This window comes from Aerococcus sp. BD502 (assembly GCF_057919555.1).
Window position 1 is genome coordinate 301508 of the sequence record NZ_CP147972.1, and the last position, 23455, is coordinate 324962.

The 23455-nt window shown below is 39.9% G+C and carries 21 protein-coding genes; 3 read left to right on the top strand and 18 right to left on the bottom strand.

What is annotated here, in order from left to right; translation table 11 throughout:
• Positions 1-13: 13 nt before the first annotated feature.
• The 7 genes from WF803_RS01520 to WF803_RS01550 form a co-directional block, all read right to left on the bottom strand.
• Positions 14-1534: a ribonucleotide-diphosphate reductase subunit beta gene (locus WF803_RS01520; protein ID WP_489611374.1), complete on the bottom strand. Its 1521-nt coding sequence runs from the start codon at positions 1532-1534 to the stop codon at positions 14-16.
• Positions 1535-1762: 228 nt separating this feature from the next.
• Complete coding sequence (locus WF803_RS01525; protein ID WP_489611375.1) at positions 1763-2035, bottom strand: hypothetical protein; 273 nt, start codon at positions 2033-2035, stop codon at positions 1763-1765.
• A gap of 31 nt (positions 2036-2066) precedes the next feature.
• Entirely contained in the window at positions 2067-2573 is a 507-nt protein-coding gene (locus WF803_RS01530) for a COG2426 family protein (RefSeq protein ID WP_489611376.1), read from the bottom strand.
• 806 nt (positions 2574-3379) lie between these two features.
• Positions 3380-3811: a DUF6442 family protein gene (locus WF803_RS01535; RefSeq protein ID WP_489611377.1), complete on the bottom strand. Its 432-nt coding sequence runs from the start codon at positions 3809-3811 to the stop codon at positions 3380-3382.
• On the bottom strand, positions 3804-4010 hold the full coding sequence (locus tag WF803_RS01540) for a helix-turn-helix transcriptional regulator (RefSeq protein ID WP_489611378.1): 207 nt from the start codon (positions 4008-4010) through the stop codon (positions 3804-3806). The genes WF803_RS01535 and WF803_RS01540 overlap by 8 nt, the downstream gene beginning before the upstream one ends.
• 137 nt (positions 4011-4147) lie before the next feature.
• Complete coding sequence (locus WF803_RS01545; RefSeq protein WP_489611379.1) at positions 4148-5314, bottom strand: DUF819 family protein; 1167 nt, start codon at positions 5312-5314, stop codon at positions 4148-4150.
• A 169-nt stretch (positions 5315-5483) separates the two neighbouring features.
• Entirely contained in the window at positions 5484-6419 is a 936-nt protein-coding gene (locus WF803_RS01550) for a diacylglycerol/lipid kinase family protein (RefSeq protein ID WP_489611380.1), read from the bottom strand.
• 204 nt (positions 6420-6623) lie between these two features.
• Between WF803_RS01550 and WF803_RS01555 the strand changes: the two genes are divergently transcribed.
• Together WF803_RS01555 and WF803_RS01560 are read left to right on the top strand one after the other, a co-directional pair.
• Complete coding sequence (locus tag WF803_RS01555; RefSeq protein WP_489611381.1) at positions 6624-7454, top strand: MIP/aquaporin family protein; 831 nt, start codon at positions 6624-6626, stop codon at positions 7452-7454.
• A gap of 12 nt (positions 7455-7466) precedes the next feature.
• Entirely contained in the window at positions 7467-8537 is a 1071-nt protein-coding gene (locus WF803_RS01560; protein ID WP_489611382.1) for a methyltransferase domain-containing protein, read from the top strand.
• Between the two features lie 44 nt (positions 8538-8581).
• On the opposite strand, the gene argH is transcribed toward WF803_RS01560, so the two are convergent.
• On the bottom strand, positions 8582-9958 hold the full coding sequence (gene argH, locus WF803_RS01565) for an argininosuccinate lyase (RefSeq protein ID WP_489611383.1): 1377 nt from the start codon (positions 9956-9958) through the stop codon (positions 8582-8584).
• Positions 9958-11175 carry an argininosuccinate synthase gene (locus WF803_RS01570; protein ID WP_489611384.1) on the bottom strand — a complete coding sequence of 406 codons (1218 nt, stop codon included), beginning with the start codon at positions 11173-11175 and terminating at the stop codon, positions 9958-9960. The genes argH and WF803_RS01570 overlap by 1 nt, the downstream gene beginning before the upstream one ends.
• 414 nt (positions 11176-11589) lie before the next feature.
• Between WF803_RS01570 and WF803_RS01575 the strand changes: the two genes are divergently transcribed.
• The gene (locus WF803_RS01575; RefSeq protein ID WP_489611385.1) at positions 11590-12708 is read left to right on the top strand and encodes an acyl-CoA dehydrogenase family protein; all 1119 of its coding nucleotides are present in this window, start codon (positions 11590-11592) and stop codon (positions 12706-12708) included.
• Between the two features lie 50 nt (positions 12709-12758).
• On the opposite strand, the gene WF803_RS01580 is transcribed toward WF803_RS01575, so the two are convergent.
• From WF803_RS01580 to WF803_RS01620, 9 genes are all read right to left on the bottom strand, one after another.
• Positions 12759-13511: a cyclase family protein gene (locus WF803_RS01580; protein WP_489611386.1), complete on the bottom strand. Its 753-nt coding sequence runs from the start codon at positions 13509-13511 to the stop codon at positions 12759-12761.
• Positions 13512-13597: 86 nt separating this feature from the next.
• Positions 13598-15382, bottom strand: a complete 1785-nt coding sequence (locus WF803_RS01585) for a recombinase family protein (protein WP_489611387.1) — start codon at positions 15380-15382, stop codon at positions 13598-13600.
• 55 nt (positions 15383-15437) lie between these two features.
• Positions 15438-15575, bottom strand: a complete 138-nt coding sequence (locus WF803_RS01590) for a hypothetical protein (RefSeq protein ID WP_004838640.1) — start codon at positions 15573-15575, stop codon at positions 15438-15440.
• Positions 15576-15883: 308 nt separating this feature from the next.
• Positions 15884-17620, bottom strand: a complete 1737-nt coding sequence (locus tag WF803_RS01595) for an ABC transporter ATP-binding protein (RefSeq protein WP_489611940.1) — start codon at positions 17618-17620, stop codon at positions 15884-15886.
• Positions 17613-19334 carry an ABC transporter ATP-binding protein gene (locus tag WF803_RS01600; RefSeq protein ID WP_489611388.1) on the bottom strand — a complete coding sequence of 574 codons (1722 nt, stop codon included), beginning with the start codon at positions 19332-19334 and terminating at the stop codon, positions 17613-17615. The genes WF803_RS01595 and WF803_RS01600 overlap by 8 nt, the downstream gene beginning before the upstream one ends.
• A gap of 40 nt (positions 19335-19374) precedes the next feature.
• Complete coding sequence (locus tag WF803_RS01605) at positions 19375-20724, bottom strand: MATE family efflux transporter (protein ID WP_288158922.1); 1350 nt, start codon at positions 20722-20724, stop codon at positions 19375-19377.
• Positions 20725-20736: 12 nt separating this feature from the next.
• Positions 20737-22185: an ABC transporter ATP-binding protein gene (locus tag WF803_RS01610; RefSeq protein WP_489611389.1), complete on the bottom strand. Its 1449-nt coding sequence runs from the start codon at positions 22183-22185 to the stop codon at positions 20737-20739.
• Positions 22182-22862: an energy-coupling factor transporter transmembrane component T family protein gene (locus WF803_RS01615; RefSeq protein ID WP_012291072.1), complete on the bottom strand. Its 681-nt coding sequence runs from the start codon at positions 22860-22862 to the stop codon at positions 22182-22184. The genes WF803_RS01610 and WF803_RS01615 overlap by 4 nt, the downstream gene beginning before the upstream one ends.
• Positions 22862-23440, bottom strand: coding sequence for an MptD family putative ECF transporter S component (locus WF803_RS01620; protein WP_005956598.1), 579 nt, complete (start codon positions 23438-23440; stop codon positions 22862-22864). Before WF803_RS01620 ends, WF803_RS01615 begins: the two co-directional genes overlap by 1 nt.
• Positions 23441-23455 lie beyond the last annotated feature (15 nt).

Consider the following 23455-nt stretch of genomic DNA (forward strand, 5'->3'; position numbering starts at 1 on the left):
GGTATAGAGCCCATTAGAATAGGTCATCTGCTGTGACCGACTGGGCGCGTTTGGTATAGTTCACGGAGCGTTTAGCAAAAAAGTCCGTGTGTTTTGTGGTTAAAATTTCTTCATCAAACCATAACGTTCGCTCAACTGCTTCTTCGTCTTCCTCAAAGATACGCTCTAGGCCAATTGCTTCTAGCGAATTATTGACGCGGTGTTTGACGAATTCTTTGACATCGTGCTTGGGCAGAAAGTCTAATTCCCCATCCTCAAAAATCCAGTCCAACAGCTCTTGTTCCGCCGACCAGCATTCCTTAGATAAGGCGTAAACTGTGTTGGCCAAATCTTCATCGAACCATTCTGGGTGCTCAGCACGAATAATATTAACAATCTCTACGCCAAATTCTCCGTGCAACTGCTCTTCTTTGGAGGTGGCTTCAATGGCGTTCGACAAGCCACTGAAGAGATTGCGATGACGGTTAAAGGCCATCATAATGAGAAATTGACTGAAGAGGGAAATGTGCTCAATAAAGGCCGAGAAGAGAATCATGGACAAGGTGTAGTCCCGTTTATTCCCAGTGAAAACGAAGCGATTATAGGACTTCAAGTACTCCACCCGATTATGAAGGGCGGGAATTTCCTTGTAATGCTCAAACTCATCCAATAAGCCGAGCAAGGTCAGCAGGTTGGAATAAGCTTCACTGTGGCGCACTTCACTCTCACAAAAAATAGCGGCTGTCCCGGAAATTTCCGGTTTCACAATCGGAACACTATTCCCAAAACCGGCACATGCCAAAGCGCCCCAGTAATTTTTCACAGTAACTTCCACTTGGGAAATCGCCAGCATGCAATTCTTGATGGCGTTCCGCTCGGCATCCGTCACGTTCACCTTGAAGTCATGTACCGAGGAATCGTAGTTATATTCGGTATGCAGCCAGTAGGAGTGCTGGACGGCTTCCCCATAATCGAAGAGCTCCGGGTACTCAAAGGGCCGGTAATTATCACGTGGCTTAAAGATATCCCGCTTTCGCATTTGTGTTTGCTTATCACGGTAAAGAATATAGGCCTTGGCTGTTTTCGTGAAACCTTGGAGCATGAGTTGCTCTTCGACGAGGTCTTGAATTTCTTCCACATGAATCGGGTTTTTACCGATCGCTTTGACCACAGCTTCCGTCACTTGCTGGACTTCCGCTTCTTTCATCTCTTCGGTTTCATGGTTGGCCTTGCCAATTGCAATCGCAATTTTTTCCGCGTTAAAGGGCACGTCTTCGCCATTCCGCTTGGTAACTTGCTGGCTGGTGACTGCTTTGGCAGGATCTTTTTTCAGCCATTCTAATAACATGTAGTAACTCGGCTCGTGATCCCTGTGCACCCCATCGATGAAAACTTGGGGCACTGTGTAGAGTTCCTGCTCTTGGAGAAATTCTACCGCTTCACGGTTTTCTTCAATATCAATTTCTTGGTAGGCAATATTCTCCTCGTCCAACCAACTTTTCAATTTGTCGCACCAAGGGCAATTGCTTTTCGTATAAATTTTCACTCGAGACATGGCCATCGCTCCTTCAAAATAAATTCGTTCATAAAAAATATAGGGAACAATGGACATTGCACCCTATATGTTGTGTCTGTTTGAATTATAACAGCCTTATCTTGTGATTGGAAGGCCAAGCCCTCATGAAAATAACTTTCATCAAGTTAAAGCGCATGAGATCAAGAAGCCTCATTTTAAATAAATAGGCGAAAAACATTTTACGCACTTTCTAAAAATTTTAAAGCATTAAGGCTGGAAGAGCGCAAAAATTTGAGCAAAAAGCATTAAAATCGGAAAAGCCGCGATTAATAGACTGTTTAAAACGATAAAGGTTTTCTGCCGGGCCCGAATCGAGAAAACTAAGCCAGCAACTCCCAGCAAGGGGCAGAAAAAAATAGATGCCAGGCCGATGGGCTTCAGTTCGGTAAAGTCACTCAGAATTTCTGTGGGCAGGAAAAACGCGATGATTAAAAGCACTAGACCTATGAGAAACAGCCATTTTCCTTTTTCGTTTTTCATCTGAGACCTCCTAAAAAATTGGAAAAATTGCCTACTTCAAACCAAAAGTTGCCGGTGCTAAATACGTAATGGCCAGCATGATAACTGTCGCCATCACTAAACCCAAGGCGATGGGGAAAATCGATTGGCGTGGTTTCTGGCGCAGGAAGGCAGCCACTAAAGCCCCCGTCCAAGCCCCCGTCCCTGGCAAGGGAATGCCCACGAAAAGCATTAAGCCCAGCCAAATGCTATTCGGATACTTTTCCGTTAAGGCCTGACTCCCCTGCCGGCCCTTCTGCACCATTTTCCGTGCCAGCAACTTGAAGGGTCCCCGCTCACAGAGAATATTTAGGATTCTTTCCACAAAATAAACAATAAAAGGCACCGGCAAAGCATTCCCGATAATCGCAATCACCGTCGCCTTTACCCAAGGCAAGCCCAGTAAACTTGCCGCAATCAGGCCCCCACGCAATTCCAAAACCGGTAACATTGAAATAAGAAAGACCACCCACTCAGGACTTAAACCCTGCTTCAGGTAGTCAATTAAAGTATGTACCATATTGACCTCCTCAGTATCCCCCATTATAGCGTACTTCCTAGCAGAATAATGTAAAGTTCCCGTTAATGTTAGTAAGCGAAGGCGGAGAAGCGGTCAGAATCACTGGAAAAAATAGGATACGAATCCACCGCTTACCCTAGCCGAGTTGACTCAATAGAACGGTTCTGACAAAGTCAGGTTCGTTCTATTGAGTAACGCAGGCGCTAGGGTAGGTGGTGAGTTCAACTAATAGGATACGAAGCCACCAGGGTTCCCGCTGAGTTGACTCGATGAAGATGGTTCTGGCTTTAGCCAGGTTCATCCTTATCGAGTAACGCAAGCGTAGGAACTGGTGGTGAGTTCAACTCCAAGTTGTGCAGAGACGGCGTAGCATTGTCTCCAACAACTTGGTGAAGTGGAGCCTCGCCCGCCTGAGCCGGACTACAAAGAGAAGGCGAAGTTCAAAGAGCAGGCAAAATCGCTGGAAGCAAATACTGTAGAGACAGCATAGCATGGTCTCAAAGTATTTGTTGAAGTGGATGTCCAGACTGCCTGGCCGAACTAGACTTAAAAGTCGCTCGTTACTAGGACATATGACCAAAGCCGAACTAACGCAAGCGCAGGGGCTTGGTGGAGAGTTAAACTAGGAAGCTGACCGTGCTTTAAATCGAGGAACAAAGCGCAAGCCTCGCAGGCATTAGAAGAAGATCGCAAAAACGGATGGTTGAGTTAATGGCCAATACGATAAACAGTCCTGAATCACACTCTCACTTTATCGCTTGCAGGAGTGCTTTGCTCTGCTTCTTCCCTTTTACCCTTTCAAGAATTTACATTTTCTGCTGTAATTTGAAGCGGTGGTATAGGCCATAACCTAGAACAAAAGCATAGGCAATAATGAATAGAAAGATCACTAAACGAGCTACGCCAAGAATGAGAAATGTGATCAGGAGAGCCGCAAAAACAAAGCACATGGCATCATAGGCCTTGGCTTTGGCGCGGAAAGTAATCTGCTGATTGCGTTCATCCTGCTGATTAATCCTAAATTCCTTTTCCACTTCGGGGTTGCCTGCCAATATACGGCGCTGGGATAAACGGCTGGCCCCGTAGCCAAGCAAACAGCAGCCCAAACCTAAGGCAAGGTAGGCGAAAACTTGGAGGGCCGGATTTAGCTTTTCGATACCATGCACGCCATAAATTCCACCAAGAATAAAAATCAAGCCGACGCCGATAGCCAGCAGATGCTGAATTTTTTTACCCATCCTTATCCTCCTCATATAAAAATAAATCCTCAATGGCGACATTAAAATAATGTGCCAATTTAAACGCTAAAATGAGTGACGGATTATAGCGCCCCTGTTCCAGGGCAATAATCGTCTGCCGGGAAACCTCTACCGCCTCAGCTAAAGCCTTCTGCGTGAGCGCTTCACGATGACGAAAATAGGCTAATTTATTTTCCATAGCCTTCACTTCCTTCCTCGTCATAGTTCTTTAATGGTAAACTTTATTTGACATTTTGTAAAGCAAACTTGTCATAGCAACCTTTAAAAAAACTGGCTGTTAGCTGCAGCCAGTTATCGTCGGTTGTGCGAATTTAACTAAGCTCCCGTGAGGAAGCGAACGGCGTAGGCGACAAAAATACCCACGTAGTTCCCTAAAGCCCCCGCAATCACGCCCATGATTAAGCCGACATTAATGAGTGCTGGCCAGTCGCCACCTGCTGCCGTCAGAGAAGCAGTCGGTCCGTCGACGATACAGCCAACAATGGATAGGACAACTAGTTCATACTTCACTTTGAACAAACGGCAAATGAGCAGGTGGACAATGATACAGCCCACGAGCATGAAGAACACATAGAGGGTCATCCATAAGGCTGAGCCGATAAACTGTTGTAAGTCCACCGCAAAGCCAATCGTCGCTAGGAAGGTCAGGGAAATCAAGAGACCGAGGTCTAAATTCCCGCGTAATTTCTTAATCGGCTCCCATTGGGCAAGGGCAATGGACACGGTCGTAATGAGCAGTAAACGCCCCGCCTTCCAGAAGTCATCGGGGAAGATGGCTTGGGCGACGGTTGCCGAGAGGTAGGCAATGCCAAAACCGAGGGCTAGGAGGATGACAATGTCTTTGATCGACCACTCCTTGCTGGCACCAAATTCATCTTCCTTGCTGCCCACACTTAATTCTTCCTCCGTAAATTGGTAGGGCCAAAATTGATTCCATTTTTTTGACGCCTTCATTAAGGCAGGTGCTGCAAACATTAATATCATGAGTGGGGTCGAAATCACATAGTCGGCAGCATTAGCAGCAGCTAGTGTTTCCCTGGAGGTGTCTAAGCCTACCGCAATTGCCGTTAAGTTGGGCGTCCCACCCGTGTAGGTTCCCACAAACATCCCTGCTGTCTTCCAGCCTTCTTCAATATGGGGAGCGAAAAATAAACCTAAAAGTGTGGCCACCAGCATGACCGAAAAAATAGCCGAAGCCAAGGCCACTACCGGCCCTTTCTTCAATTTTTTCAATTCCTGAATATCCATATTCAACAGCATAATAGAAATGGCCGGTAAAATGGCGTAGGCTCCGAGCGCATTATAGAAATCATGCTCGATCGGCACAACTTTGGTATTGGATAAAATAATTCCTAAAACAACAATCGTGAGCACCGGACCAAGGGACTTGAACAATTTATATCTTTGCAGGAATAAAGATATCGCTACCATCGCAAAGATCACAAAAAGCAAGCCCTCTGTACTGGTAATTAAGGCTTCCATATCTTGTCTCCTTTTCAAAAATACTTGACAACCGACACTTTCATCCTAACAGGGATTAGCGTCAGAAAACAAGGTCCAGCCCTTATAAAACTGGATATTAATTCAATGTCCGAGGCTAGGCAAATAAAAAAGCCTTACCGGTAAAAAGGACCGTGTAAGGCTAGAAGACCTATAAGAATAAACGTGAGAATGGCAAGGCGCTGGGCAAGAGTTCCACTTCAACTTCTATCGCCTGAAAGAGGTCCCCGTCGCAATTGCCATGAATGGGCTGGCCTGTTGTACTTTTGAGACGAGCTTTTTTAAAGCGCTGGCTGACCACTTTGGGGTGGTTAAGGTGGGTGCCCTTTTCGTAGCGAAGAATTAAGGGGAGAAAAGCAAAAAGATTCATGGCCTTAGCATAGAGGAAATCCCCTTGGCCATCATCAATAACCGCATGAGGTGCCGGATTAAAGCCACCCCCGTAAAAACCAGCATTGGCGAAAACCGAAAGCACCATGTCATCTCGGTAGGTCAGCGTTTTTCCGGCTGCCGTTTCTAAGGTAATCTCCACCGGATAGGACCGATCCTTAAATAAAGACTGCACCACGGCGAGGGGGTAGGCCCGACTACCAATGCGCGGCCATTTTTTAATATTTTCATAAGCTTGCTTCAGCACTAAATTATCAAAGCCCAATGATACACTATTGACAACAACTTTTTCCTGGTTCAAACGCAAGAGGTCAATGGCCTGATGTTTCGGCTGGTGGGCTTGATCGAGGAGTTTTTGCACAATGTCTTCGGTGAAAGGCTGTTTGCCATATAGCGTTTTTGCAAAATCATTGGCCGTCCCGCCCGGAATGACCCCCATTCGCGTAGGCGTGCCGTAGAGGGCATTAGCGACTTCATTAATGGCCCCATCGCCACCACAAATGTAGACGGTCCCACGATCGCCAAATTTTTCCGCCCAAGCCTTGGCATATTCAAAAACGGAATGCTTTTTCTCCGTAATTTGAATCGTTGCTTCTTCAGGCTTAAAATGCGCCCGAATTAGGGCTTCAATTTTCTTATAATTGTTAGGAACGCCCGATTTCTGACTGATAATAAACAATAGCTGCTGCTTGCCCATGGCTTCTTTCCTCCCAATTTTTAACGATGCTTCCTCAATTTATCATCTTCTTTAAGCATGCGCAAGCCTCCTCTCACGAAAAGAGCTGATATCAGGAGGAAAAACTGCTAGAGATGACAAAGATTTTTGCAAACCTAAATTATTCTAGTCTTTCCTAAAATGGTATGATATTCTTAAGGTAACTAAAAATAAGGAGGAGCTCCTATGGTAACAAAAAACGACCACGGCGATGAGCCTTCCGTGGCTTCGGATCCCTGGTCAGATTTTTTGGGTGAGGTGCTAGGCACCTTTCTGATGTGTTTTTTAGGAATTGGGGCGGTTGCTACTGCCACCTTGTATGAATCCCATACCGGCCCCTATCAAATTGGGATGATATGGGGGTTGGCCATTATGATTGGTATCTACATGACACGAAACCTATCCGCAGCTCATTTTAATCCTGCCGTGACCTTCGCCATGTGCCTGTCAGGGCGGTGTGCTTGGAAAAATTTTCCCATTTATGTGGCAGGTCAATTTGTAGGCGCTATCCTAGGCAGTGGTACCCTTTGGCTATTCTTTATGGATACCATCAAGGAACAGCTCGCTGGAATAGCTAATGGTATGGCAGAAGCCACACAAGCTTCATCGATCTGGCTGGAAGTTTTCCCCAACACCCCCAATGGTATTGTTTCTCTGTGGACTGCCGGCTTTGCAGAAGCTTTGGGAGTTAGTGTTTTAGTCCTGGTCATTTTTTCAATGACAGAAGGTTGTAACCTTGGCCGCCCCAGTTTTGATTTATTCCCAGTCTTCATCGGTTTGACCATTGCGGGCTTAATTGGCACGATTGGTCCCATGACCAATGCTGGCTTAAATCCAGCAAGAGACCTGGGACCGCGGCTAGTAGGGTATTTAGCCGGCTTTCGTGCCCCTAACTTTACGCTTGCGAATTTGTTCGTCTATACCCTCTGTCCGCTCATCGGAGCGGCTATGGGGGTGCTTGTTTTCAGATATATCGTTGAACCTCGTCAAAACTTTAAAAATACTTGCTGCTGTTAAGGAGTGATTAAGGTGGATCAACATCAAAGTGTCAAAGAATATTATAGTCATATTACCAAAGAACAGGCCGGAAAAATGAAAACCAATATCTGCACCTGTGCGGCTTCCAGCATGCCCGAAGAATTTAAAGCCATTGCCCGAGAAATTACCCCCGAGATTACCGAACGTTTTTATGGCTGTGGCTCCCCCATTCCGGAAGCTTTAGAGGGTTGTACGGTTTTAGATCTGGGCTGTGGCACGGGCCGAGATTGTTATATTCTCTCCCGTTTGGTCGGTGAAAACGGCAAAGTCATTGGTGTCGATATGAATGATGATCAACTAGCTATTGCAAAAAAACACCAAGAGGAAATGGCTAAGAAATGGGGCTATGAAAAAAGCAACATCACTTTCAAAAAAGGCTACATTGAAGATTTAGCAGCGCTAGGTATTGCCGATGCCAGCATTGATGTCGTGGTTTCTAATTGTGTGATTAACTTAGCCCCCGATAAAGAGCCTGTTTTTAGGGAAACTTGGCGTGTTCTTAAAGAGGGCGGCGAACTTTACTTTGCGGATATTTTCTGCGACCGCCGTTTACCGGAGAGTCTGCGAACGGAGCCTGTTTTACGGGGAGAGTGCCTTGGGGGAGCTATGTACATTGAAGACTTCCGCCGCCTGATGCAACGCGTGGGCTGGTTAGATTTCCGCTACGTCACCAGTACCGTCTCCACCATTCAAAATCCGGACATTGAAGCCCTCGTGGGCAATGCGAAATTCAGCTCGCGAACGATACGGGCCTTTAAATTACCCACTCTTATCGAAGATATTTGTGAAGATTACGGGCAAATTGCGACCTACCAAGGAGGCATTCCTGACCACGAATGGGGCTTTACCTTAGACGACCACCACTATTTTGAAAAAGGCCGCCCGCACCTCGTTTGTGGCAACTCTTGTGCCATGCTGGAAAATACCCGTTTCAAAAATTTCTTCAGCATTCAAGGGGATCGGTCAACGCATTTTGGCGCTTTTCCTGGTTGTGGTAGCAGCAGTGAACCAAGGCCAGATGACAGTCCCGCCTCATGTGAGGGAGGCAGTTGCTGCTGCTAAGGTAAGGCAAAACCCGCTGAGTTTTCACGCTCAACGGGTTTTTCTTATATATTTTGCACAGCTTCTCGGGTTAATTCAATTTGCTGGGCCACGCATGAGGGAGCGGGTCCCCCAAAGACTTGGCGGCCTTCGAGCATATGATCCAGATCGATGGCTTCATAATAATCTTCTTCAAAAAGGGGCGAGTATTGTTGATACACCGTTAAAGGAATGTCACAAAGGGGTAATTTTTTAGCAATCGCGTCTTGCACAATTTTACCTATTATATAATAAGCTTGCCTAAAGGGAAGGCCTTTTTTCACGAGGTAATCGGCCGCATCGGTCGCATTGATGTAGCCTAAATGAGCCATCTCCGCCATACGCTCCCCCTTCACCGTGAGCGTTTCTAGCATGCCTGTCATGATTTTAGCCAGCATCTCTGCTGTTTCCACACTGTCGAACAGATACGTCTTATCTTCTTGCATGTCCTTATTATAAGCCAGGGGCAAACCTTTTAAGGTGGTAAGGAAGCCCTGCAGATTGGCAATCATTTTCCCCGCCTTACCGCGAACTAATTCAGCCATGTCCGGATTCTTTTTTTGGGGCATGATTGACGAGCCGGTTGAATATTTTTCAGAAATCTCCACAAACTGATATTCTTGCGAAGAAAATATAATTAATTCCTCGGCCAAGCGCGAAAGATGCAAGGAAAAAGTTGCTAAACAACTGAGGCTTTCAATGATAAAATCACGGTCCGATACGGCATCTAAGGAGTTCCAAGCAGGTCGTTTAAAGCCCAAAGCTTGTGCAGTTTGGAAACGATCAATGGGATAAGTTGTCGTCGCCAACGCCCCGGCTCCTAAGGGACACGTCTCTAAATGATCCTGACAAGCTTTTAAGTTTTCTAAGTCTCTTAAAAACATCTGTGCATAAGCCATGATATGATGGGCAAAAGTGACCGGTTGAGCAATTTGGAGATGCGTATAGCCTGGCATCAGCGTCTCTAAGTGCTCTTCAGCTAATTTAAAAATGGCCGTTTCTAAGTTTTTAAGTAAGGCAATGAGGCCTTCAAGCTTGTCTTTTACATACAATTTTAAATCCAAAGCCACTTGATCATTGCGCGAGCGAGCCGTGTGCAATTTTTTTCCCACGTCACCTAAACGTTGGGTTAACTCCTCTTCAATAAACAAATGAATGTCTTCTGCACTCGAATTAAAACTTAACTTGCCTGCTTCAATATCTGCCTTAATCGCCTCTAAGCCGGCGACCAATTCCTCGGCCTCCGCCGTTTCAATAATGCCAGAATCACCAAGCATTTGCGCATGGGCGATGGAGCCCATAATATCATAGGAGTAAAGCTTATAATCAATCGGGAGGGAATGATTAAAAGCCTGGGCCAAATCGGCCACTTCTTCCTTAAAACGTCCGTGGTAGAGATCCATTACCAGCCACCCACTTTCTTTTGCAGGGCTTCAATCTTAAGCGGGAGGGAGAAAATATTCACAAAGCCTTCGGAATCTTGCTGATTGTAGACTTCATCCTCTTCAAACGTGGCAAATTCCGGTGAAAAGAGTGAATATTTCGACTCAACCCCATTAGCAATAATATTGCCTTTATACAATTTCAGCTTAACCACACCAGAAACACGGGCTTGGGTTTCTTCAACAAAGGCCTGCAGGGCGGTTCTTAATTTCGAATACCAGAGGCCTTGGTAGACCTGATCAGCATACTTTAAAGCTAATGTTTGCTTGTATTTTTGCGTATCGCCGTCAAGAGTTAGGGATTCTAAGATACTGTGGGCTTGGTAGAGAATGCTGCCAGCCGGATTTTCATAAATACCTCTAACCTTCATCCCCGTAATACGATTTTCAATGATATCATCAATGCCAATCGCATGCTGGCCACCCAGGTCATTAAGGGCCTCAATCAGAGCTACCGGACTCATTTTCCTGCCATTCAAAGCGACGGGCACTCCTTCTTCAAAAGTTAAGCTAATTTCCTCAGGCGTATCTGGGGCCGCCTCATAAGTTTTCGTCAAAGTTAAGAAACGCTCGTACTTGGGCGCCTTGGCCGGATCTTCAATTTCTAAGCCTTCGTGGGAAATATGCCACAAATTACGGTCTTCTGAATAAGCACAGCCTTGATTTTTGTGAATCGGAATATTTCTCGCCAAAGCATAAGCCTCTTCATCTTGGCGGGATTTCAATTCCCAAGTCCGCCAGGGTGCTAGAATCTTAATCTCCGGATCAAAATGTCTAATGGACGTTTCAAAACGCACTTGATCATTACCCTTGCCGGTACAGCCATGCACAATCGCATCGGCTCCTTCCTGGTGGGCAATTTCCACCATGCGCTTTGCAATCAGCGGTCTGGCAAAGGCCGTTCCCAGTAAATACTGGTTTTCATATTTGGCGCCTGCTTTGAGGGTCGGGAAAATGAAGTCTTCCACAAATTCTGCTTGTAAATCTTCAATGTAGAGCTTGCTGGCACCGGAATTCAAGGCCTTTTCTTCCAAGCCCTCTAATTCCTCGCCCTGGCCCACATCGGCCGCTACCGCAACCACTTCACAATGGTAATTTTCCTTAAGCCACGCAATCATCACCGAAGTATCCAAGCCGCCGGAGTAAGCTAACACCACTTTTTTAATCGATTCAATCATCTGCCTCATCCTTTCCATAAAAAAATCCCTTTTCCTTTTCAGGAAAAGAGACGACATTCCGCGGTACCACTCTTCTTGGGCATTTGCCCCACCTCATGCGTAACGCTGCAGCGCGGGTATTGCTCATCATTCACAATACCATCTCCATGGCCCGCGGTTGGCTAACTTCCATCGCTGACTTCCACTCAACTCAGCTCGCTAAGATGTCTGTTAGCCACCACCACTTCATTGATTTTTAATGAGTATACGCCGTTCTATGAGCTTTGTCAACCTTATTCTCATAATATTTTCATTTAAGTTAGTTTTTTAAGGTTACTTTCCCATAAAGACGAGGCAAGCCTTCCCCTTCGTCCACGGGTCAGACTGTGCTAGGATAAAGTTAGTAAGCAAAAAGGACTTAAATGAGGTGTTTGAATGGAAAAACAAGACCTATATGAAAAAGTACAGGCCTTCACCCGAGAAGTGGTGGAGCCCAAGGCCGAGCGGATTGACAAAGAAAATAAATTCCCCGCTGATATTTTTAAGCAAATCGGGGAACTGGGCCTCTTTGCTCTGATTATTCCCGCCGAAGCAGGGGGCTTAGGCATGGGCTTAACAGAAGCAGCGGAGGTTTCCCGGCTGTTAGCCACCGGAGCGGGCACAGTCGGCCTTTGCTATATGATGCATAATGCGGGGCTGACTTATGTCCTGCAATACGGCCAGCCAGCGCTAAGGGAGAAAATTATCACAGATATTTTAACGCATAAAAACTTCTTCGCCCTTGCCGTCAGTGAGTCAAAAAGTGGCGTCAATGTTAAGAATAGTGAAACCCGTACGGAAGACAGCGCCGCCCTGACCACCATCACCGGCCGGAAAAGCATGGTAACGAACGCGGATTACGCTAGCTACTATCTCACTTCCGTCCCCGATAATGAAGCGGGAGAACCGGTCCGCTATGTGATTCCCCGTGACACGAAGGGCTTGAGCTTTGAGGGGGATTTATGGAATGGCCTCGGCATGCGCGGCAATTACTCCTGCCCCATGGTGATGGATCATTGTGAAGTGCCACAGGAAAATCGGATTATGCGCAACCGGGAGCATGATGAATTTCCCTACCCCGTGGATTCCAATGGGATCTACTTTATGGCCGGCTTAGCAGCCGTCTACACCGGCCTCACCAAAGCCATTTATGACGCTGCCTTAGCCCATACCCAAAATCGGCAATTCCCCGATCATAGCACCCTCTTCGACAAGGAAACGGTGAAGATCCACCTCTCCCATATCTATGAGAATCAATTAACTTCGGAGGCCTTGCTGCGGGATGCCCTCGCGGCCGTGGAACAGCATGAAGAGGCCGGCGTGACCAAATTAGAAGCCGCCCGCCTACATGCCTCCGACTCTGCTATTCAGTCCGCCCTCCTCGCCATGCGCCTCGGTGGGGGCTACGCCTATAACCAAAATGGCCCGCTCTCTCGTTTGCTCCGTGATGCCCTCGCCGCCCAAGTCATGGTGCCGAGCGTCGATGTGATGAGACTCAATATTCCTGGAAAATAGCCCGATAAAAAAGCTAGCCCCTGTTGGCTAGCTTTTTACTTCTTAATATTCTATTCTTTAGGAACAATAGCCCACACTTCGGACGGGAAGGCTGGCGCTCCTTTGACATGGGGAAGTGTGACAAAAATGAGACTCCCCGTGGCGGGTAATTGGTCTAGATTTTTGAGCATTTCGACCTGGTACTTATTTTCACCCAGCCAGAAGCGTTGGGCAGGCAGGGGTAAGTCGGCCTTAGAGGCAGCTGCTTCCACCCCCGAATCGGTATTTAAGGTTTCGTGGCCAATGGCTTGAATCTGCCGTTCGCGACTCAGAAATTCCAAGGCCGGAATGGACCAACCTGGCGTCACTTCAACTCCTTCGGCATTACGATTTTCAAATGTTTCCTGGTCAATTGCCTTATGGTACCAGCCCGTGGATAGGGCGACAAAGGACCCCGCTGGGAATTTGCCGTGCTGAGACTCCCAAGCCTTTAAATCATCGACTGTCACCGCATAACCAGGATCTTTTTTCACTTGGTCCTCGATGTGAACTACACATAAGGGTAAGACCCGTTCCTTGAGCGATATGTCGTCAAAACTTCGGCCGCCGGGAATAAAATGCATGGGAGCATCGGTATGCGTTCCATGGGAAGTTGCTAGTGTATAGGTACGGTTATCTGAACCGGTCTCCTTAATCGTGGTCACCACATGGGGAACTAAAGGTTCAAAGGCTTGGTATAAAGGCATTCCCTCCGTAATATCATGGGTCAGATTAATCCATTCATAGCTTTTAAGTTCGGTAAGTAAGTCAATTAAAGCCATCATAACTCCCTCCTTCTCCATCAGACAGTTTAATACTCATTATTTAGCTTGATAAAAATCTCATTCTCCCTGGCGATTTACCTTCTTATTTAACGGAGCGTGACAGCAAGATGACGCACTCCACATGCGTTGTCTTTTGATTGGGAACATAATTTTTTATCCTCGTCATTCTTGTAGGAACACAATTTATTAATGTCATTGTCCTTGGCATTTTTTCTTTTATCTTTGAAATCATTAGAATTTTGACTATCTTTAATTCCTGTTTTGAAATAGAATGTTAAGTCATATGGATGAACTGTTCCACCTTTGTCAATTCTACCCACCACGACTTTATCAACTATGCTTTCAAATACTGTTCTGTTAAATTCCTCTATAATTTCTCTATTCTCTAAGACCTTTTTAAATTGCTTTAGTCTTTCTTTAATAGAATTTTCATCTTTTATTGTTAGTTCCAGTGTTTTCTTTTCATCAAGTAATTCTTCTTTTTGTTTTGTAAGTTTTTTATACTTTTTAGCATAAACTTCTTCGTCTATACTATCTTCTAAATGAAGATCAACTAACTTTCTTTCTTGACTAATGATTCTGTTTAATTGATTTTCTAACTTTTTCAAATCTTTGACTAAAGTATTATCATTTATTTCTTCTTCTACAATTTTTAAAAAGTTATCTATTACTGTTGAATCCGCATGGCATAATTGCCTATAGCTTTCAACAAATGCTTTTTCTATTGCTGCTTCTTGTATTCCTTTTGAATGAGGGCAATATTTTTTACCTTTTTTTGTTGACCTTACACATTGCCAGTTAATTTTTTTATAAATTGAACTTGTGTGCCAAGTTCTTCTTGAAAGTATTTCTCCACAAAATCCACATTCCAGCATACTTGAAAAAGCGTATTGTCTTGATAGTTTTTCTCTTTTTCTATCCTTGTTAGCAATGGTGTTTCTATTTTGTGCTCTCCTGAGTCTAATCTCTTGTGCCTTTTCAAAATCTTCTCTTGATATAATTGGCTCGTGATGATTTTCAATGTGATATTTATCAGATTCACCAAAGTTTGCTAGTCTTCTTTTTGTTATGGGATCAACTGTAAAGGTCTTTCCCATTAGTATATCACCAATATACTTTTCATTTTTAATTATCCCCAACACTGTAGTGTCAGACCATTTCGTTTTACCTCTAGGAGTGAGATATCCTTGTTCTTCTAATTCCCTGCCAATGACTGAGCCACCATTGCCCTCTAGATATCTTTTAAAGATGTATCTAACAATCTTAGCTTCTTCTTCATTTATGGAGATACTTTTTGTTATAGGATCATAGTCGTATCCAAGGCAACCTTGAAAACCAATAAGCTCCCCCTTTTCCATCTTCATTTTCAGTCCTTTTTTTACATGGGCTGAGGTATTTTCTACTTCTTGTTGAGCTACTGAACTTAATATTGTTAATAGTAACTCTCCATCCATTGTCAAAGTATCTATATTTTCTTCTTCAAATACTACACCAACGTTATTTTCCTTTAAAAGCCTTACATATTTCAAAGTATCTAATGTGTTTCTGGCAAATCTTGATATAGATTTAGTAATTATCATGTCTATATCTCCATTTTGGCAATCACTTATTAGTCTCATGAAATCTGCTCTTTTAGTAGTAGTTGTTCCTGTTGTCGCTTCATCTGCATATATACCAGCCAAAGTCCAATTCTTATTATTTTTTATTAGATTTGTGTAATAATCAACTTGCGATTTATATGATTCAAGTTGGTCTTTACTATCTGTACTTACTCGACAATATGCTGCAACTCGTTTTAAATCTAAATGTAGTGCATTTCTATTTCTTGCTCCTGTATTTGAAGCTTTTATTACTTTTACTTTAGTATTCATTTTACCTCCTTCCCATTTTGTATCTTTCTACAGTGTTATTATATCACAAGAACAATTACTTTCTATCTCTCTTCTTATAATCATTTTCTATTCTATTTTTTATTTTTGTATATTCCTTATCATTAATTAATTTAAGATCATAAAGTCTACATAACATAGCAACTCTCATACTATAAATCTTTATTGCTTGCATTTTACCTCCTATGTAAGTTGATTTTTTTCACCTTGATAAGTGAATTAAATATGAAACATGTTAATCTCACCTAAGCATTTTCAAGAATATTCACTCTTCAAAGTATTTGGTTTTTTATAGAAAGATGACAAAATACCCCTCACTTTATAAAGTGAAATTTGCTCTCTTTGGTAACCAGATTTTTTATTTTTTTATAGTACTTTGAGTTTTAATGATTAATTTGAACATAAAAAATGAGGACTTATGCTATTAGGCATAAATCCTCTTTTCTAAATTTTACTGTTTAAAGACTTTAATATTTCTTCCTATCAATTATTTAATTTCCATGATTCTGCCTTAGCCTTTGCATTTATAAGGTCAGAATAAAGTCCATTATTTTCAATCAATTTTTCATGATTTCCACGTTCTACTATTTCTCCATCTTTTAAGACTAGAATCTGATCTGCATTTCTAATGGTTTTTAGTCTGTGGGCAATCATAATTACTGTTTTATTTTTTGTTAATGTTTCTATTGCTTCTTTAAGTTTATCTTCATTTTCTGGGTCAATATTTGCTGTCGCCTCATCAAAAATAATTATGTCTGCATCTTTTAGCATGGCTCTGGCTATAGAGATTCTTTGTTTTTCTCCACCAGATAGGCTTGCTCCACCTTCCCCAATAATAGTGTCATATCCTTCTGGTAAAGCTTCTATAAATTCATGACATCTTGCTTTTTTTGCAGCTTGAACTACTTCTTCATGGCTTGCATTTTGTTTTCCAAATTTTATATTGTTCTCAATCGTATCTTCAAATAGATATACATCTTGAAATACCATGGAAATAGAATTCATAAGATTTTCTATCTTATAATCCTTAATATTTTTTCCACCTATTAAAATTTCGCCAGATTTTACATCCCAAAATCTTGCAATAAGATTACAAAATGTTGTCTTACCAGATCCAGATGGTCCAACAATAGCAGTCATAGTATTTTCTTTTATCTCTGCTGATACATTTTTTAAAATTGGTCTGTCATCATAAGAAAAAGAAATATTTTTAAAGACTATATCATGATTTTTTATAGGCTCTGTAATACTTCCTTCTCTCATATCAGTCATAGAGTCGATAAAACCTACAGAATCTATGGCATTTTCGCAAGCTCTTAGGATTGCCATGTTTGATCCTGCCCCGATTAAGCCTTCAAAGATAATAAAGGATGCCATAATCATAAGAATTGTTTCAGCAAGTGGAAGTTCACCAGATAAATTTAATTTTAATGATACATAGACCATAAATACTGTTGTTATTCCCATTACAATTCTTTGAATAACTGTGTAGGGTGCTACAGATTTCTCCAGGTCTAAGAGTATTTTGGATGTATCTTTTATAGACTTTCTTAAAGCTCTGTTATTTTCTCCACCAAGATTATAGGATTTTATAACCTGCATTCCTTGTAAAGTTGCTAATACTTCTTTTGTAAGTCTTGTTTGTGTTACTGTCATTTTGTCTGCATTAGCTGATGATTTTTTCTCCATCATTGATGTAACGATGAAAAATACTACCACACCTGCTACAGCAACCAGTCCTACCTTTACGTTAAAAATTAAAGTTCCAAGAACAAAGACTAAAGTATTTAAAACTCCACCAAGTACAAGAACCAGTAGCATAGGCACCCATTGCTCTGCTTGGGAAAGATTAGATGTGGCAATACTTGTAAGTCTTCCCAGTGAAAAGTCTGAAAAGAAACCCATGGGAACTCTTTTTATCTTCTCGCCTATTTCTATTCTCTTATGGGCAGCCATAAAATATCCCGCGTGAGTTTGTGCCATTTGAGATGATTTTTGTGTCATGATTTTTCCAACAAGGGAAACTATTAAGATTCCAAGGCAAATAAAGATTGCCTCATAGTCTAAAGTTTTAGCAAAGATATTTACCAACATATAGTAAATTGCACCAAATTGTAGAGCATTAAAGACTGCATGAAAGAATCCAGCCAGAATAGATTTTTTAATATTTGCTTGTTCTTCCTTAGAAAAATTCCATATCTTTTTAAACACCTTAAGCATTTTCATCACCCCTTAAATTTGCAGCAACCATTTCCTTATAAAGCTCTGATGACTTTAATAGTTCTTTATGATTTCCATAAGAATCCAATTTACCATCTTTAATAACAAATATCCTATCTGCATCAACAATTGTCTTTAACCTATGAGCGATTATGATTAAAGTTTTACCCTTAACTAGATTTGCCAAGGCATTTTGTATGAGAGCTTCATTTTCAGGATCTATATAAGAAGTTGCTTCATCTAAAATTACGATTGGTGCATTTTTTAGCATGGCACGAGCAATAGATATTCTTTGTCTTTCTCCTCCAGATAGATGACCTCCACCTTCGCCAACTCTTGTATCATAACCATTAGATAGATTCATAATAAAATCATGGCAGGCAGATTTTTTACATACATCTATAATTTCTTCGTCAGAGGCATTCTTATTTCCAAGCCTAATATTTTCCTTTATAGTCATATCAAAGAGGAAATTGTCTTGGGATACAAAAGAAATAAGTGAAGACAAATTTTCGAGCGACACATCTTTTGTTTCTACTCCACCGATTTTAATAGATCCCTTATCTACATTCCAAAATCCAGCAATAAGTTTTGCTATTGTTGACTTGCCTGATCCCGAAGGTCCAACGAGGGCTGAAACAGAAGATTCTTTTATTTCCATAGAAAGATTATCAATGACTTTCTTTTCTCCATCGTAAGAAAAGTCTACGTCTTGAAGTTCTATATTATAGGATCCTATTTTTTCTCCCTTGTCAATATTTTCTAACTCTCTTGAGTCTAAAATCTTTCCTATTTCAGAAGTTATAGTTGATATTCTTGACATATCATCCATATAGTTCATGATTTTTAAAATACTAGAAACTGTAGCAAATGATAAGACGATTAAGGTAATTAAATTTCCTAAATCAAGGCTTCCATTGATATAAAATAAAATTCCAAAGGGTATGATTGTAAGTATCCCCATAGGAGAAAGTAACCTACCTATGGCAACCTTATTCATAGACTCGTCCATCCAAGAATAATAAAATTTTGCATTGTCATAGACGGAATCAGTATATTTTTTATAAGATGATTCGCTTTGATTAAAGGTCTTTATTACCTCAATCCCATTGATATACTCAACAATAGAATTATTCATGTGTTGACCAATGGCAACTGACTTTCCAAACATTTCTTTATAATGAGCATTCATTACAGACATCATGGTAGCCATTCCTACCACAAATGGAATTAGTGATAATAAAGTTAAACGCCAATCTAATGTAAACATGTAAATAAACAATAGAATAGGTCCTACTAAATTTGCAGTAAATTCTGGCACAAGGTGGGCAAGAGAAGTTTCCATAGAATCTACTTGCTCAACTATAATATTTTTTAATTCTCCAGATGATCTTGATAATACATCTCCCAATGGCATCTTAAATAATTTTCTGGAAATATCATTTCTAATTTCTCCTAATGAATTAAAGGTTGCCGTATGAGAAATACTTGTTGATATTCCTGCTGCCACTTCTTTAATAACAAATGTTATTAAAATATTTTTGCATAGTGGAGTATATAAACTCATATCATTCGCACCATTAATCAAATTTACAATAATTTTTGCCATGTATATATAAGAAAAAAGCCCAGCAACTACTCCCACTATGGCAAGTAGGATAGATATAAAATATGAGCCTTTTCTTTTATTTACATATTCTTTTACTAAATTCACTTCAAAACCTCCTTTTGGTAGTATTTTTTAACTATCTACTTTATTTTTTTGCTTGAGATGACATTCTATTAAGTTCTCCAATCATCATTCCTATTCCAGTTAAAATCATAATTAAATCTACAAGAGGTTCAGCAAACCATACTGCCTTAACCCCAAATATCATCGGTAGAATAATCATGGCAGGGAGGAATAAAAATAATTGTCTTAGCATGACGATTATGCCTGCCTTTTTAGCATTTCCTATTGCTTGGAAGAATGTTATAGACATAACCATTACTCCATATAAGATAAATATAGAATAAAATAGTCTAAAGTTTCCTACTCCCTGAGTTATAATACTTTCTTCTACTCCAAATAGGGAAAGGATGCTTTTTGAAAATAATAAGACTGGTAGCCAAAATATGGCTGCAAGAACAAGTCCTCCAATGGAGAATACCTTCATTGCCTCCTTTACCCTGTCATATCTTTTTGCTCCAAAGTTTGTACCAACAACAGGTTGCAAGCCTTGACTCATTCCCCAAAGTGGAATAAAGGAAAAGGCATATATTCTTAAAGTTGCTGCCATTAAGATAGCATTTGTATCTCCGCCATATTTAAATGACATTTTATATAGCATTGTTTGTTGAATCATAAATAAAATTTGCATCATCATAGCAGATGACCCTACGCCAAACATTTCTTTTTTTATTTCCTGATCAGGTTTGATTTTATTTATTTTTACTGCTTTACTTTTATATTTGAAGTAATGGAGTGTTATTATTGCTTGAACAAATTGTGCTGTAATAGTTGCAAGTGCAGCCCCTTCTATTGCATATTTTCCCATTAATTTCATTAGAATGGGATCAAGAATTATGTTTAAAAAAGCTCCTAGCCCCATAATGAGCATTGCTTTTTTCATTAATCCTTCTCCACGCATAACCATGTTTGCTGATTGAGTAAAGTTTACAAATAAAGAACCAATAAAAATTACTCGTAAATATCTGATACCATATTCTTTAATTTCTCCACTTGCTCCAACCATATCTAAAAAATGTGGTGCAAGTAAAATTCCGCCTATTGTAATAATTGATGAGAATAGAATAACCCAAAAGATTAAATTCCCCATAATTTTATCAACTGTTTTTTTGTCGCCCTTTCCTATAGCTCTTGATAAAACCGATGCTGAACCTACACCAATAAGTGTAGATACACCACTATTGAAAAATGTAAGTGGCATAGCTACACCACAAGCTGTCATTGCTGTTTGTCCTATAATATTTCCTGCAAAAATTCCATCCATTAGTGGATAAAGACCTATTACTATCATTCCTATTACAGCAGGGATAGATAATTGAAAAAGTAAATCTATAGGTCTTTTTGTTAATAATTGTTCTTTCATATCTTGTTTCATAAAATCAACTCCTTACACAATCAGTCCATCTTTAATAAATTCCAAAATTTCTTTTTCATGTCCCTGGATATTTACTTTCTTGTATCCATTTTTTCCAAGCATTAACACAGAGTTACAAACCTTAAAAATAAGTTCTATATCATGAGTTATTATTGCAAAGGGATAAGTTTTTGAATATCTTTTTATTATTTGAGAAATGTCGTTCATCCTCTTATAATCTAAACCTGACGTAGGTTCATCAAGAATTATTAACTTTCTACCACTTAAACAAGCTGTCAATAGGGCAAGTCTTTGTTTTTGCCCACCAGATAGATTTTGAGGGTGATCATACCTATTTTCCCAAAGGTCAATATGTTTTAATTCTTTTCTAAGTCTATCTAAATATCCAACGTCATTAATTCTATCTTTTTGTAAAAGCTCATTTTCCACCGTATCAAAAAATATTTGGTATTCTACATCTTGCATCATATAATAAGAGTTTCTTAATCTTTCTTTTTTATTTCTCCCAAAGCTTGTCTTGCCTTTAAAGTTTAATAAACCAGCTAAAGATCTTGCAAGAGTCGTTTTACCTACTCCATTTTTACCTATAATCGCCATTATCTCATTTTCATATAAGCTTATATTTAAATTTTTTATTAATTCTTTTTTACCAATAGAAATACCAGCTCCTCTTATATCCTCAACTACATTTTTGCAATTATCAATATTTTCAGATAGCAAAAAATTATAGTTAATTGTTCTTAAAGAGTAATTTTTACAATCCTTTTCTGTTAATTCACCTTTTTTAAAAACTTTTTCGATTTTACCATCTTTCATATACAAAAAACGATCATATAAATCATTTAAATAGAACAATCTATGCTCAGATATTATTATCGTTTTTCCTAATGATTTTAATTTTTCAAGAATATTCTTAAGTTCGACTATTCCCCTATAGTCTAAATTTGATGATGGTTCATCAAAGAAAATTATTTTAGTATCATAAACAAGAGTAGATGAGATAGCAACTTTTTGCTTTTGTCCACCTGATAAAGAATTGATATTTCTATATTTTAAATTTTCAATTCCCATCACACTCAAAGAGTCATCAACTCTTTTCTTTAATTCTGAAAGCTCCATTCCTAAATTTTCTCCAACAAAGGCAAGCTCATCCTCAACAATATTTGCGAAAAACTGATCTGTTGGATTTTGAAAAACATTTCCTATATACTTTGCCAATTCTCCATTGTTATATTGCGAAATATTTTTTCCTAAAATAGATACTTGTCCATATAATTGTCCTTGATAATGATTCGGAATTAAGCCATTTAATATTCTTGTTAGCGTAGTTTTTCCACAACCAGATAAACCACTTATAACAACAAGTTCCCCTTCTTTAATATTTAGCTCTATATCTTTTAAAATTACCTTATCATTTCCGTCATAAGAGAATTTTTTAATATCTGCTTCTATTACATTCATATTGACCTCCACAATAAGAAAATAGCTAAAAGTAAGAATACGATATCAAAAAATTTAAAAGTTATTTTATGATAATTAGTCCTTTCCCCTCTATATTCTGCTCCTTTAGATATAATAGATGAAGTCAAAGTTTCACTCACTTGCAAACATTTATAGATAAGAGGGATGAAGTAAAGTTCAAAAGACCTAACAGGATGGAGGGGACTTAATCTTAGCCCCCTTACCTTCATGCCATTCTTTATTTCTTTAATCCTTAACCCCATCTCTGATATAAACTTCATTCCTATCACTATGCTTAGAGCAAACACATTTGGAATGTGTAAAAACTTAAGTGAACTCATCATTTTAAGTGGTGATGTATTCACAAGAATACCGCCAATAATAAATATCGGAAAGAGTTTTAATACGATTTCTACAAGACCTAAAATTGCATTTCCACCTATTCCTAAGTCTATAATAGTTAATGTTTTGCCAACAATTAACAAGATAAGAACTGTTGCTAGTTGTTTAATAAATTGTTTTAAGGAAAAAGTTAAGGTTAGAAACATTGATATTCCTATCATAATATAGTAGCCAATATCATCTGTTATAAATAATATAATCGAAAACGCTAAAATTAAAACAAATAAGATTATAGGATTTACAAGACAGTTGTCATCTCTCCTTATGTTTTCCATTACAATATTCCTGATTTTTTACTCTTTTTAAAAAACTTATTATTTATATATAATCCAAATCTTCCTGCTATTAATACCAAAACGATATTAATGCCTATTGAGATTAGCATTGCCTTTGGTGTAAAAAAGGCATCCATAAAGGCAGCCTGTTCTTTTGTAAATACGCTAAAAACTTCAACAATTTTTTCTGGTCCAAGTAATCTTACAAATGTCATTGCATGCATTGAAATAACAAACATTCCAGCAGATAATGCTAAGGCAACTCTATTATCATTTTTATAGTTACCTATAATTAATTCTGCTACAATAGCTGCGATGGCATTTACTATAAGCATTGGCCAATATCCACTTAATGCATAAAATACACCCAGCAACATGAAAAATATAAAAGCTATTCCTCTTTTTTGTAATTTTTTAGCCATAATTATAAATGGCGGAGCTACTACAAAGGAAGAAAATCCTGCCGCTATATATAAGGATAAAGTTCCTAACATTCCTGTTGCTGTTGATACAGCCATGTTTAATATAAACGCCACTACTGTAAAAATTGTAACTTGTACGATATCTTTTAATTTCATATAAACCTCCAATTT

Coding starts and splice junctions, on each gene's coding strand:
- WF803_RS01580 (WP_489611386.1), bottom strand. CDS start 13,511: ATGATGGCTTTAATTGACTTACTTACCGAACTTAAAAGCTATGAATGG.
- WF803_RS01525 (WP_489611375.1), bottom strand. CDS start 2,035: ATGAAAAACGAAAAAGGAAAATGGCTGTTTCTCATAGGTCTAGTGCTT.
- argH (WP_489611383.1), bottom strand. CDS start 9,958: ATGGATCTCTACCACGGACGTTTTAAGGAAGAAGTGGCCGATTTGGCC.
- WF803_RS01620 (WP_005956598.1), bottom strand. CDS start 23,440: ATGAAATTAAAAGATATCGTACAAGTTACAATTTTTACAGTAGTGGCG.
- WF803_RS01570 (WP_489611384.1), bottom strand. CDS start 11,175: ATGATTGAATCGATTAAAAAAGTGGTGTTAGCTTACTCCGGCGGCTTG.
- WF803_RS01595 (WP_489611940.1), bottom strand. CDS start 17,620: ATGCTTAAGGTGTTTAAAAAGATATGGAATTTTTCTAAGGAAGAACAA.
- WF803_RS01585 (WP_489611387.1), bottom strand. CDS start 15,382: ATGAATACTAAAGTAAAAGTAATAAAAGCTTCAAATACAGGAGCAAGA.
- WF803_RS01615 (WP_012291072.1), bottom strand. CDS start 22,862: ATGGAAAACATAAGGAGAGATGACAACTGTCTTGTAAATCCTATAATC.
- WF803_RS01555 (WP_489611381.1), top strand. CDS start 6,624: ATGGTAACAAAAAACGACCACGGCGATGAGCCTTCCGTGGCTTCGGAT.
- WF803_RS01605 (WP_288158922.1), bottom strand. CDS start 20,724: ATGAAACAAGATATGAAAGAACAATTATTAACAAAAAGACCTATAGAT.
- WF803_RS01610 (WP_489611389.1), bottom strand. CDS start 22,185: ATGAATGTAATAGAAGCAGATATTAAAAAATTCTCTTATGACGGAAAT.
- WF803_RS01575 (WP_489611385.1), top strand. CDS start 11,590: ATGGAAAAACAAGACCTATATGAAAAAGTACAGGCCTTCACCCGAGAA.
- WF803_RS01530 (WP_489611376.1), bottom strand. CDS start 2,573: ATGGTACATACTTTAATTGACTACCTGAAGCAGGGTTTAAGTCCTGAG.
- WF803_RS01520 (WP_489611374.1), bottom strand. CDS start 1,534: ATGTCTCGAGTGAAAATTTATACGAAAAGCAATTGCCCTTGGTGCGAC.
- WF803_RS01590 (WP_004838640.1), bottom strand. CDS start 15,575: ATGCAAGCAATAAAGATTTATAGTATGAGAGTTGCTATGTTATGTAGA.
- WF803_RS01550 (WP_489611380.1), bottom strand. CDS start 6,419: ATGGGCAAGCAGCAGCTATTGTTTATTATCAGTCAGAAATCGGGCGTT.
- WF803_RS01545 (WP_489611379.1), bottom strand. CDS start 5,314: ATGGAAGCCTTAATTACCAGTACAGAGGGCTTGCTTTTTGTGATCTTT.
- WF803_RS01535 (WP_489611377.1), bottom strand. CDS start 3,811: ATGGGTAAAAAAATTCAGCATCTGCTGGCTATCGGCGTCGGCTTGATT.
- WF803_RS01540 (WP_489611378.1), bottom strand. CDS start 4,010: ATGGAAAATAAATTAGCCTATTTTCGTCATCGTGAAGCGCTCACGCAG.